Raw genomic sequence first — 12,457 nt, 5'->3', positions numbered from 1 at the left:
CGCGACCAGATGAGCGACTCCCATCACACCCCGCACACGCACGATCACGCGCATGACCACGCTCATGCGCCGAAAAAACTGACACCGGTGCATGACCACGGCCACGCCGGTTCCTGCTGCTCCGGCACGCCAGCCCCGGCGTTGGTGCAACTGAGCGCCGCGCCCAGCGCCGATTCGCGCCTGAGCACCTTCCGCATCGAAGCCATGGACTGCCCCACCGAGCAGACCCTGATCCAGAACAAACTGGGCAAGCTTGCCGGTGTGCAGCAGTTGGAATTCAACCTGATCAACCGCATCCTCGGTGTCACCCATGACCTGCCGAGCACCGCGCCGATCATCGACGCCATCAAGTCCCTGGGCATGCAGGCCGATCCGATCGAAGAGGGCACCCCGGCTGCCGCACCGCCGGCGAAGAAACACTGGTGGCCGTTGGCGTTGTCCGGCGTCGGCGCCCTGGCGGCCGAAGTGATCCACTTCACCAACGCGGCCCCGACCTGGGTGATCGCCCTGGTGGCGCTGGTCTCGATCCTCAGCGGCGGCCTGACCACCTATAAAAAGGGCTGGATCGCCCTGAAAAACCTCAACCTGAACATCAACGCGCTGATGAGCATCGCCGTGACCGGCGCGATCCTGATCGGCCAATGGCCGGAAGCGGCGATGGTGATGTTCCTGTTCACCGTGGCCGAATTGATCGAAGCCAAGTCCCTCGACCGCGCGCGCAATGCCATCAGCGGCTTGATGCAGATGACCCCGGAACGGGCCACAGTGCGCCAGGCCGACGGCAGTTGGGCCGAACGGGAAGTGAACAGTGTGGAATTGGGCGCCATCGTGCGGGTTCGCCCCGGCGAGCGCATCGGCCTGGACGGCGAAGTCACCGCCGGCCAGTCGACCATCGACCAGGCGCCGATCACCGGCGAAAGCCTGCCGATTGAAAAAACCGTGGGCGATAAAGTCTTCGCCGGCACCATCAACCAGGCCGGTTCCCTGGAATACGCAGTCACGGCGGCCGCCAGCAACTCGACCCTGGCGCGGATCATCCACGCCGTGGAACAGGCTCAGGGCGCCCGCGCGCCGACCCAGCGTTTTGTCGACCGTTTTGCGAAGATCTACACCCCGGCGGTGTTCCTGTTTGCCCTGGGCGTGGCGCTGATCCCGCCGCTGTTCATGGCTGGCGTCTGGTTCGACTGGATCTACCGCGCCCTGGTGCTGCTGGTGGTCGCATGCCCGTGCGCCTTGGTGATCTCCACCCCGGTGACCATCGTCAGCGGCCTGGCCGCAGCGGCGCGCAAAGGCATCCTGATCAAGGGCGGCGTGTACCTGGAGGGCGGTTACAAGCTCGACTACCTGGCCCTCGACAAGACCGGCACTATCACCCACGGCAAACCGGTGCAAACCGACTACCTGGCACTGTTCCCGAATGTCGAAGACAGTGCGCCGGCGTTGGCCGCCGCCCTCGCCGGGCGTTCCGACCACCCGGTATCGCTGGCCATCGCCAACGCGGCTGTGGATAAAAACCTGCCGCGCCATGCTGTGGATAACTTCACTGCCCTGACCGGTCGCGGTGTGCGCGGTGATATCAACGGCGCAACCTACCACCTGGGCAACCACCGCCTGGTGGAAGAACTCGGCCTGTGCTCGCCCGCGCTGGAAGACAAACTCTTCGCCCTGGAGAAACAAGGCAAATCCGTGGTGCTGCTGCTCGACACATCCGGCCCGCTGGCGCTGTTCGCCGTGGCCGACACGGTCAAGGACAGCAGCCGCGAAGCGATCCAGCAGTTGCACGAGCTGGGCATCAAAACCCTGATGCTCACCGGCGACAACACCCACACTGCCCAGGCGATTGCGGCCCAGGTCGGCATCGACCAGGCCCAGGGCGACCTGTTGCCCACCGACAAACTGCTAGCCATCGAAGCCCTTTACGGCCAAGGCCGGCGCGTGGGCATGGTTGGCGACGGCATCAACGACGCCCCGGCGTTGGCCCGCGCCGAGATCGGTTTTGCCATGGCCGCGGCAGGCACCGACACTGCCATCGAAACTGCCGACGTGGCCTTGATGGACGATGATTTGCGCAAGATTCCGGCTTTCATTCGGTTGTCGCGGCAAACCTCGAGTATCCTCAAGCAGAACATCGCCCTGGCGCTGGTGATCAAGGCGGTCTTCCTTGCGGTCACCTTCCTGGGCATGGCCACCATGTGGATGGCGGTGTTCGCCGACATGGGCGTAAGCCTGCTGGTGGTGTTCAATGGCCTGCGCCTGCTGCGCAAATAAATGATGTGAGGGTGGTGTGCTGAGTGCCGAGTTGAAGGCGTTTTTTATGGTCGCCCGCCTGGGCAGCATCACCCAGGCGGCGAAAAAACTCGGCCTGAGCCAGCCCACCGTCACCACGCAGATCCGCAACCTGGAAAGCCAGTACGGCGTCGAGCTGTTCTATCGCGGGGGCCGCCGCCTGACGGTCAGCGACGAAGGCGCGCGCCTGCTGCCGATGGTCAAGACGCTGTTGCAGCAGGAAGCGGATATCGAGTTTTTCCTGCGTAACAGTGGCCAGGTCCAGGGCGCATTGCGGATTGCCGCGACGGCGCCGTATTACATCCTCGACCTGGTCAAAGCCTTTCGCGAGCGTTTACCCCAGGTGGACGTGTCGGTGGAAATCGGCAACTCCCAACAGGTGCTCGAAGCCCTGGATGATTACCGCGTCGACGTCGCCGCGTCCTCGCAACTGCTGGAAGACCCGCGCCTGATTCGCCGTGTGCTGGGCACCGATCCGCTGGTGCTGGCGGTGCATCGGAACCACCCGTTGGCGACGCTCGATCATGTGCCGTTGACCGCGCTGGCCGGGCATACGCTGTTGATGCGTGAAGCCGGCTCCACCACGCGACGCCTGACGGAACAGCTGCTGCAGGGTGCCGGCGTGAGTTACGGGCCGCTGCTGGAAATCGGCAGCCGCGAGTCGATTCGTGAAGCGGTGCTGCGCAATATCGGCATCAGCATCATCGCCCGCCAGGAAGTGCCCCATGACCCGCAACTGCGAGTGCTGACCATCGAGAACGCGCCGCAGATCGCTGAGTATCTCTACTGCCTCAAGGAAAGAAAAGGCGCTCGCCTGCCAGCTGCTTTTCTCGGGTTGGCGCAGGAAATGTCGCCGATCTGAAATCCGGTGGTGGTCTTGAGGGCGCTATCGGGGGCAAGCCCCCTCCCACACTTGACCGAGTTCCAACATGAGAATGCGGTCAAAATGTGGGAGGGGGCTTGCCCCCGATAGCGCCGGACCTGGCACCCCCCCTACCCAAATCCACCAATACCACTATCGCCACGTTTTGCCTTTCTGCCACATCAGGGACGCATTGCCTGCCTAGCATGGCCCTCATCTGTTTGATGAGGTGCCTCCATGAACACAGCCCTGACCCAACCCGGCGCGCCAATGAAGGTGCGCGGTATCCAGAAACGCTTCGGCGCCTTTACCGCGCTGGACAACGTGTCCCTGGACGTCGCCGCCGGCGAGCTGGTGTGCTTGCTGGGCCCGTCCGGTTGCGGCAAGACCACGCTGCTGCGCTGCATCGCCGGCCTCGAGCGCCAGGACAGTGGAGAGCTTTACCTGGGGGAGCGGGATGTTTCCCTGCTGCCGCCGCAGGCGCGGGACTACGGCATTTTGTTCCAGTCCTACGCGCTGTTCCCCAACCTCAGCGTTGAAGCGAATATCGGCTACGGCCTCACCGGCAGCGGTCGCGATGAAGTGCGCAAGCGTGTCGGTCAGATGCTCGAACTGGTCGGCCTGCTCGGCAGCGAAAAGAAATACCCCGGCCAACTCTCCGGCGGCCAGCAACAACGGGTCGCCCTGGCCCGCGCCTTGGCGCCGGCACCCTCGCTGTTGCTGCTCGATGAGCCGATGTCGGCCCTCGACGCCCGCGTCCGTGAGCACCTGTGTACCGAGCTGCGCCAACTGCAACGGCGCCTCGGTGTCACCACGCTGATGGTCACCCACAATCAGGACGAAGCCATGTTGATGGCCGACCGCATTGCCGTGATGAACAACGGTAAGGTCGAGCAATACGCCACGCCCCAAGAGATCTACGACCGCCCGGCCACACCGTTCGTGGCGGAGTTCGTCGGCCAGGGCAATTGGCTGCCGTTCAGCCGCAGCAGCGCGAGCCACGCCCAGGTCGGCGGGATGCACATGCGCCTGGCCGATGATGCTGGCGCGGCCACCTCCGGGCGCCTGTTCTGCCGCCCGGAAGCGATCAGCGTCAACCCGCTGGTGCATGAAGAGAACCTGTTTGCGGCCAAGGTCCGCGAGATCACCTTCCTCGGCAACCGTTGCCGCATGAGCTTTGAACTGGCGCAACTGCCCGGTCATCCGCTGCTGGCCGAACTGGCTCCGGAAGCCATGCCGCGCCTGGGGGCCCAGGACATCTGGGTCGCGTTGCCGCCGCGTAGCCTGCAGGTGTTTGCCTGACATGGGTGCGCTGATGACGCTGCCCATTGCACGCCGGGTGTCCCGCGCCGAGTTGGGCGACCGCCTTTTCGTGCTGGGCGGCAAATGGCTGTGGCTGTGCCTGCTGGGTATCGCAGTGTTGTTGCCGCTGCTGGCGATCTTCTGGCGCGGCTTCAGCAGCGAAGCCGGGCAGGGCGGCGGGCTGGTGGCGGCACGGGAACTGGTCAGCAGCGCCAACTTCCACTGGCTGCTTGGGAATAGCCTGAAAGTCTCCCTCAGCGTGGCGGTCATTGTCGTACCGCTGGCGTATCTGTTTGCCTACGCGCTGCAACGCACACTGATCCCGGCCAAGGCGCTCTGGCGCGGGTTGTCGCTGCTGCCGTTGATGGCGCCGTCAATGCTGCCGGGGATCGCGTTGGTCTATCTGTTCGGCAACCAGGGCCTGCTGCGCGGTTTGTTGTCGGAGAATATCTACGGCTTCTGGGGCATTGTCCTCGGTGAGGTGATCTACACCTTCCCACACGCCTTGATGATCCTGTTGTCGGCGCTTTCCCTGGCGGATGCGCGCTTGTTCGATGCCGCCTCGAGCATGGGTGCCAGCCCGGCCCGGGCATTTCGCAGCATCACTTGGCCTGCCACGCGCCAGGCGGTGTTCGCCGCGTTTTGCCTGGTGTTCACCCTGACCATCACCGACTTCGGCGTACCGGTGGTGGTCGGCGGCGATTATCAGGTGCTGGCGCTGGAAGCCTACAAGGCCGTGGTCGGCCAGCAACAGTTCGGGCGCGGGGCGTTGATCGGCATGGTGTTGCTGCTGCCGGCGCTGTTCAGCTTTGGCGTCGATACCTGGCTGCGTCGGCGCCAGGGTGATGCCATGGGCGGCCGTGCCCAAGTGTTCCAGCCGGCCCCGTCGCGGCGGCGCGATGCCTGTTACCTGGCCATCGTGCTGCTGATCTGCGCGGTGTTGCTGCTGGTGTTCGGCATGGCGGTGTACTCGTCGCTGGTGAAGTTCTGGCCCTACAACCTGTCGCTGTCGCTCAACCACTACCAGTTCGAAGACACAGCCGGCGGCGGCTGGCTGGCGTACCGCAACAGCCTGACCCTGGCGCTGTGTACGGCGTTGATCGGCAGCGTGCTGATCTTCACCGGCGCGTACCTGATGGAAAAGACCCAGGGCCAGAAAGGCCTGAACCTGGCGCTGCGCATGCTCAGCTTCGTGCCGATGGCCGTGCCGGGCCTGGTGCTGGGCCTGGGCTACGTCTTCTTCTTCAACCTCAGCGGCAACCCGCTGCATGTGTTCTACGGCACCATGACGCTGCTGGTGGTGTGTACCATCGCTCATTATTTGACCACCGCGCAGATGACCGCCACCACCGCGCTGCGCCAGCTCGATGCCGAGTTCGAAGCCGCCGCGCTGTCGCTCAAGGCGCCGCTGTACCGCCACTACCTGCGCGTCACCGTGCCGATCTGCCTGCCGGCGCTGCTGGACATCGTGCGCTACCTGTTTGTGTCGGCGATGACCACTGTCTCGGCGGCGATCTTCCTCTACAGCCCCGACACCATCCTCGCCGCCGTCGCCGTGTTGAACATGGACGACGCCGGCAATGTGGGCGGCGCGGCGGCCATGTCCACTTTGATTCTGTTCACTTCGGCCGGCGTCTCGCTGCTGCTGGCGTGGGCCTCACGTGGCGCGTTGCGCCGCTCCCAAGCCTGGCGCCAGACCGCGCCGGGCCAATAACCCTGAAGGAGGTATGCCATGTTCAAGCCCCTCGCGTTGGTCGCTGCCGTACTCACTGCATTCAGCCTGAATGCCTTCGCCAAGACTGAATTGACCGTGTACACGGCCCTCGAAGCCGAGCAATTGAAGACCTATAAACAGGCCTTCGAGCAGGCCAACCCCGACATCGAAATCAAATGGGTGCGTGACTCCACCGGCATCATCACCGCCAAGCTGCTCGCGGAAAAAGACCGCCCGCAAGCCGATGTGGTCTGGGGCCTGGCCGCGTCGAGCCTGGCGATCCTCGACCAGCAAGGCATGCTCGAAAGTTACGCGCCCAAGGGCCTGGACAAGATCGGCAAACACTACCGTGACGCCGCCAACCCGCCTGCGTGGGTCGGCATGGACGTCTGGGCCGCGACGATCTGCTTCAACACCGTCGAAGCCGAGAAGCAGGGCCTGAGCAAACCGGTGAGCTGGCAAGACCTGACCAAGCCTGAGTACAAGGGCAAGATCGTGATGCCCAACCCGGCGTCCTCGGGCACCGGTTTCCTGGATGTGAGCGCCTGGCTGCAGACCTTCGGCGAGAAGCAGGGCTGGCAGTACATGGACGACCTGCACCAGAACATCGGCCAGTACGTCCACTCCGGTTCCAAGCCGTGCAAGCTGGCGGCTTCGGGTGAATTCCCGATCGGTATTTCCTTCGAATACCCGGCCGTGCAGCTGAAGCGCCAGGGCGCGCCGCTGGACATCATCCTGCCGAAAGAAGGCCTGGGCTGGGACATCGAAGCGACGGCGGTGATCAAAGGCAGCGCCCACGCCGACGCGGCGAAGAAACTCGCCGACTTCTCCGCCAGCACCGCCGCGATGGACCTGTACAAGGACAACTTCGCCGTGCTCGCCCAGCCGGGCATCGCCAAGCCGCAGACCGAATTGCCGGCGGACTACGAGCAGCGGCTGATCAAGAACGACTTCACCTGGGCCTCGAAAAACCGCGACAGCATTCTGACTGAATGGCGCAAGCGCTATGACGGCAAGTCGGAAAAACAATAAATTTCACCTCTACCTGTAGGAGCGAGCTTGCTCGCGAAGAACCCATAGACGACGCGGGCTACCTGATAGCGCTGCGTTATCGTTGACGTGCTTCGCGAGCAAGCTCGCTCCTACAGAGGGTTACGTATGTCATGACAGATTTATTGATCATCGGCGCCGGCATCCTCGGCCTGTCCCACGCCTACGCAGCAGCCAAGCGCGGGCTCAAGGTCAAGGTGTTCGAGCGCAGCGCCACGCCGTTGGGCGCCTCGGTACGCAACTTCGGCCAGGCCCTGGTCACCGGCCAACCGCCAGGCCCGATGCTCGACCTGGCGCGGCAAAGCCGCGATATCTGGGGCGAATGGGCGCGGCTGGCCGGCTTGCAGCTCAAGCGCAACGGCTCGTATCTGTTCGCCCGCAGCGAAGCCGAAGAACACCTGCTGGAAGCCTTCTGCGCCGGCCGCGCCCAGGCGTATGGCTATAACGTCGAACTGCTGCAGGGCGCGGCGTTGCGGGATCTGTACGGCGGCCAATTCCGTCATCACCGCGCAGCGTTGCACGGCAAGGACGATCAGCAGCTGTATTCGCGCGAGGCGATCCCGGCGTTGATCGATTACCTGCGCGGGGAACTGCAGGTGGAGTTTCACTTTTCGACCCTGGTGCGCGACGTCGAGCCCGGCCAGTTGCACAGCACGGCGGGCAGTTTTCGTGGCGCGCAGATCGTGGTCTGCTCGGGCCACGACTACCAAACCCTGCTGGCCGAAGCGATTGCCGAACTCGACCCGCATATCTGCCGCCTGCAAATGCTGCGCGCACGGCCGGCGGTCAACCTGAACCTGCAACATGCCTTGCTCACCGGCCTCAGTTGCGTGCATTACGGCGCGTTTGCCGACCTGCCGGAAGCGGCGGCGGTGCAGGCGCAGATCCTGCGCGAGGCACCGTACCTGCATGAGCACGGGATTCACTTGCTGATCAGCCCGACGCCCCATGGCGAACTGATCATCGGCGACTCCCACGACTACGGCCGCGATGCGTCGCCGTTCAACGCCGAGCAGGTCGATGACTGGATGCTCGAACTGGCCGAGCAGACCCTGGGTTGCAAGGTCCAGGTGGTCGAGCGTTGGCAGGGCGTCTACGGCGCACGCGGGCGGGTGCCGTTCTCGTTCCTGCGCGTGGCGCCCGGTGTCAGCGCCGCGTTGATGCATACCGGCGTGGGCATGAGCGTGGGGCCGGCGCTGGGCGAGCGCAATATCAGCGCACTGTGGGGGGCGGCATGATGAATCCGCAGCAGGTGATTGCCGAGGTTTTCGGCCTGTACGAGCAACACGGCACGGCGGATTACATCGGCGAGGCGGTGTCGCAGCTCGAACACATGTCCCAGGCCGCGCAGTGGGCCATGGCCGAAGGCTTCGACGATGAAGTGGTGCTGGCGGCGTTTTTCCACGATATCGGCCATCTTTGCGGCCAGGGCGGTGCGAACATGGGCGGCTATGGCGTGGTCAGCCATGAGCGGCTGGGCGCCGATTACCTGCGCCGCGTCGGTTTCAGCGAGCGCCTGGCGCGGCTGGTGGAATATCACGTCGAGGCCAAGCGCTACCTGACATTCAGCCAGCCGGACTACTACGCCCGGTTGAGCGAAGCCAGCCGCCGCACGCTGGCGTATCAAGGCGGGGCAATGACGCCTGACGAAGCGCGGGCGTTCGAGCAAGACCCGCTCTACGCCATCAGCCTGCGTCTGCGCCACTGGGACGAACAGGCCAAGCAAGCGCAGGTGCCGGTGCTCGATCTGCAGGTACTCAAGGCCAAGGCCGCGCGGCTACTGGTTGCGTAGATTGGCCTTACGCCAAACGCAGATGCGCCGCCTAGAGCCCCTGAGGTCGGATCACTAAGGTGGCTTGCTTCTTCAATCCAAGGAGCAACGCTGATGCGCTACTTAAAAGTGACGGCCCAGGACATGAGCGGCAACGGTCGGGCGGACACAGTCATCCTGCACTTCTATGAGCAGCAGGCTGGCTGTCCTGATGAACTGATCCACGAGATCTTCGCCGTGGACATGAGCGCGGACGGCCGGGTCGACCTGCAATGGGCGGACGATCTGAACCCGGTCACTCGCCCTTGTCGGCTGGAAAAACAGCGGGTGGACACTTTCGCCGACTGCTTTTTGAAATTGAACTGGTTCAATCGGCGCAGCCACTGGCAGCGCACGTTGACGCTGTACGTCGATCATTACGCCAAGGCCGGCACGCCCAACGCGGTCAAGCTGGAATTCCAAGAACGCACGGCGCCGCAGTGCAAGGGCTCGCTGATCTACAAGGCCGCCGCCTATGACGGCGATGGCGACGGGGTGCTGGAATCGTTTACCAATAGTGACATCGACCGCGACGGTATTGCGGACAAGGCCGATAAAGAGCTGATCCGCACGTTGTGTACGACCTTTCTGGGCTTTGAGTGGTACGCACACTAATAAGCGCGGTCACGCTTCATCGAGCCGGGCGGCCAGGGCTTCGACCTGCTCCTGGCGCTCGGCCTGGCTCAATTTGGCGTGGGGGTTGAGGGACGACCACTGCGGGTGGGCGCGGGCCTTGTGCAGGGCATCGGGCAGTTTGCCTTCGCGCCAGGTCTTGTCCTGCGGCGTGTCGACCTTGATGCTGTGCATCGCCGCATGACCGCGCAGGTTCAGGGCCTTGAGCAATTGGCGTTGGCGCAGGGCCAGCAGGCGCAGCACGCTGTCGTCGACGGTCAGCTCGCGCTGGCCCTTGATTTTGCCCAGCAGGCGCCCGCCATAGCTGCGCGCGGTTTGCAGCGCGCCACCGGCAATGGCGCCCGCCAGCGCGGCGGCGCCAAGGGTCAACCCACCCACCAGCAGGTCGACCCCGGCACCGGCGGCCGCGCCGGCGGCAATCCCGCCGCCGACGCGCACGCCGAGTTGCTTGAGGGTTTCCGGGTTGAACAGGTCATCGCCCCAGCGCCCGTCGAGCAGCGGCAAGTCGCTGGCGGCGGCGTCCTGCGGGCGGAAGCCGAACAGCTTGAGCAAGGCTTCCACGCAACGCTGCTCGCGCTGGCGCACAGCCTTGCGCAAATCGCCGATGGCTTGCGGTTCCTCTTCAGTGACCACGCTGCGCCGGCACGCGGCGCAGTCGATCAGCAGTTCGGCGATCAGCCGCGCGGCACTTTGCTGGCGGGCCTGGCGTTGGGCGTGCTGGTCGAGGATCAGCCGTTCCAGTTGGGGCCGGGCGTTTTCCAGTAGCAGGGCGAGGCTTTCATACAGGCGGCGTTCGCCGTCTTCCGGCGGCGCGACGCTGTCGAACCGCACCAGTGCGTGCAGGCCGAGGCGGGCCAGGGCTTCGCGCCAGTCCGGTTCGCGATGATCGTTGCTGCTGACGAAGTTGAGCACGGGCAATAACGGTTTGCCGCAACTGGCCAGCACTTGCAGTTCGTCGCGGTACTTGGCCAGCACCGGCTCGCGGGCGTCGATCACATACAGGCCGGCGTCGGAGGCCAGCAGTTGGCGCAGCACCTTGGCTTCCTGTTCGAAACGCTGGCGGGCTTCGCTGCCTTCGAGGAACCGCGCCAGGCGTGCCGGGCCGTCGAGGCGTTCGCCGGGGCGATCGAGGCGCTCCAGATAGTCGAGCAGGGCGATGGCGTCTTCCAGGCCGGGGGTGTCGTAGAGTTCCAGCAGGGCTTCGCCCTCGACCGACAAGCGCGCGCCTTCGACATGCCGCGTGGTGCTGGGGCGATGGGAGACTTCGCCGAAACCGACATCGCGGGTCAGGGTGCGCAGCAGCGAGGTCTTGCCGACATTGGTGTGGCCGACCACGGCGAGTTTCAGGGGTTTAGTCATGGCCGCTCTCCAGCCAGTTCAACGGCGCGCAATCGGCGAAGGGCAGTTCCAGTTGTTGCAGCGCCGCGTGCCAATCGCCCAGGCGCTCGGCGTCCAGCGCCTGGCCGGGTGGCGCTTGCAGCAGCCACACGCGGGTGGCGCTGGCGCTGCGCGCCAGTTCGGCGATCAGCGCCAGGCTGCCCCGGTCGGGCGAGCGGCGCGGGTCGCAGGCGATGGCCAGGCGCGCGGGCGGGAAGCGGGTCAGTTGTTCCAGCAGTTTGTGGCGTGATTCGCGGCTGTCGAGGATGCCGGCGTTCTGCACGTTGCCCGGCAGCTTCGGCGGCCACGGGTGCTGGTCGTCGAGTTCGATGGCGACCACCAGAGCGCCGTCGCTGTGCAGTTCGCTGACGCCGCCGCTGACGGCGTGCAACTGCTCCGGTGCCGCATCGTTGACCCCAAGCCGTTCGCTGCTCGGCATCAGGCGTTCGCGCAGTTGGCTGTAGCCGGGCAGGTTGAGGTCCAGGCGCAGGGCGGCGCGTCCGCGTTTCCAGCGCCACAGGCACAGCAGGGCGAGAATCAACCGCGGCAACAGGCCGTAGACCAGCAACACGCCCACCAGCCAGGCGGCCCAGGCCTGGCGGGCGCTGTCGATGTTCAGGGCGGAATCGCCGCTGGCGCGGATCATCTCCACCGTGGGGACGTTGAAACCAAGCAGGGCGGGCAGGGCGCCGAGGGCTTGGGTCACGGCGACGAAGGTGTCGGCGCCGAGGATGGTGGTTTCCCACACAAAACCGTAGCGCCGGGTGGCGAGCAGCGTCAGCAGGATCGCCAGCGCGCTGAGCAACGCGAGTAACCACAGGCTGTTGACCAGCACCCCGACGGCCCAGCGATTGAGCTTCTGGCGCTGCAATAGCAGCAGCAACGCCGGCGCCAGTTGCGCGGCTTTGGCGTCACGCGCGAATTTTTCGCTGAGCCACAACCACAGCCGGCCAAGGCTGGCGCTGTGTTCTCCGGCAAACAGCAGGCCCAATGCCCAACTGATCAGCAGGATCAGGTTCAAGCCGAGCAGGCTGCCCAGCGCCCAGAACACATTCACCGGGGTCAAGCCGTTACCCAGCGCAGCAAAGGCCAGGCCCGCACCACTGATCACCGCGACTATCGCCAGCAGTATCAGGGCCAAACGCGCACCTTGCAGCCAGCGGATGAGGGCGGTTGTCAGCCCATCGCGCTCGGCCAGGTGCAGGGCGCGCTGTTGAATGCGCGTCGGCAGGTCGCCACCGGCCGTGCGGGCCAGGCGATTGGCTTGCTGATCTTCCAGCGGGCCGGCGTGTTCTTCGCGCAGGCGCACGGTTTCCGTCAGCCAGAGTGTTTGCAGGGGGGTCAGTGCAGTCACGCGCCGTCCTGTTGTGTCAGTGAGCCTGGAGCATAACCGCTGTGCAGCCGGTTGGGGTACGCTTCGCGT

General features: G+C 65.0%; 9 protein-coding genes and 1 pseudogene. 8 read left to right on the top strand and 2 right to left on the bottom strand.

What is annotated here, in order from left to right; all coding sequences use genetic code 11:
* Positions 1–9 precede the first annotated feature (9 nt).
* The 8 genes and pseudogenes from TU80_RS05185 to TU80_RS05150 all read left to right on the top strand — a co-directional run bounded on the left by TU80_RS05185 (position 10) and on the right by TU80_RS05150 (position 9,639).
* Positions 10–2,268, top strand: coding sequence for a heavy metal translocating P-type ATPase (locus tag TU80_RS05185; protein WP_057003968.1), 2,259 nt, complete (start codon positions 10–12; stop codon positions 2,266–2,268).
* A 16-nt stretch (positions 2,269–2,284) separates the two neighbouring features.
* The gene (locus TU80_RS05180) at positions 2,285–3,148 is read left to right on the top strand and encodes a LysR family transcriptional regulator (protein ID WP_057003967.1); all 864 of its coding nucleotides are present in this window, start codon (positions 2,285–2,287) and stop codon (positions 3,146–3,148) included.
* A 237-nt stretch (positions 3,149–3,385) separates the two neighbouring features.
* On the top strand, positions 3,386–4,450 hold the full coding sequence (locus TU80_RS05175) for a putative 2-aminoethylphosphonate ABC transporter ATP-binding protein (protein ID WP_046381733.1): 1,065 nt from the start codon (positions 3,386–3,388) through the stop codon (positions 4,448–4,450).
* A 1-nt stretch (position 4,451) separates the two neighbouring features.
* Positions 4,452–6,164: a putative 2-aminoethylphosphonate ABC transporter permease subunit gene (locus tag TU80_RS05170; RefSeq protein ID WP_046381734.1), complete on the top strand. Its 1,713-nt coding sequence runs from the start codon at positions 4,452–4,454 to the stop codon at positions 6,162–6,164.
* A gap of 18 nt (positions 6,165–6,182) precedes the next feature.
* Positions 6,183–7,196: a putative 2-aminoethylphosphonate ABC transporter substrate-binding protein gene (locus tag TU80_RS05165; protein WP_046381735.1), complete on the top strand. Its 1,014-nt coding sequence runs from the start codon at positions 6,183–6,185 to the stop codon at positions 7,194–7,196.
* 125 nt (positions 7,197–7,321) lie between these two features.
* Positions 7,322–8,452: pseudogene (locus TU80_RS05160) on the top strand (TIGR03364 family FAD-dependent oxidoreductase); the annotation flags it as partial.
* Positions 8,452–9,006, top strand: coding sequence for a phosphonate degradation HD-domain oxygenase (locus tag TU80_RS05155; RefSeq protein ID WP_026139794.1), 555 nt, complete (start codon positions 8,452–8,454; stop codon positions 9,004–9,006). The pseudogene TU80_RS05160 and the gene TU80_RS05155, both read left to right, overlap by 1 nt.
* 93 nt (positions 9,007–9,099) lie before the next feature.
* Positions 9,100–9,639 (top strand): hypothetical protein, encoded by a 540-nt coding sequence (locus TU80_RS05150; protein ID WP_057003965.1) that lies wholly within the window; start codon positions 9,100–9,102, stop codon positions 9,637–9,639.
* Positions 9,640–9,648: 9 nt separating this feature from the next.
* Here the strand turns inward: TU80_RS05150 and TU80_RS05145 are convergent, their stop codons facing one another.
* Both TU80_RS05145 and TU80_RS05140 read right to left on the bottom strand, forming a co-directional pair.
* Positions 9,649–11,016, bottom strand: coding sequence for a DUF3482 domain-containing protein (locus TU80_RS05145; RefSeq protein ID WP_017845042.1), 1,368 nt, complete (start codon positions 11,014–11,016; stop codon positions 9,649–9,651).
* Positions 11,009–12,388 carry a DUF2868 domain-containing protein gene (locus TU80_RS05140; protein WP_057003964.1) on the bottom strand — a complete coding sequence of 460 codons (1,380 nt, stop codon included), beginning with the start codon at positions 12,386–12,388 and terminating at the stop codon, positions 11,009–11,011. Before TU80_RS05140 ends, TU80_RS05145 begins: the two co-directional genes overlap by 8 nt.
* Positions 12,389–12,457 lie beyond the last annotated feature (69 nt).

It is taken from the genome of Pseudomonas veronii (assembly GCF_001439695.1).
Classification (GTDB): Bacteria; Pseudomonadota; Gammaproteobacteria; order Pseudomonadales; family Pseudomonadaceae; genus Aquipseudomonas; species Aquipseudomonas veronii.
The sequence above is the reverse complement of the archived record's forward strand: the minus strand, read 5'-3'. Positions and strand labels throughout refer to the sequence as shown.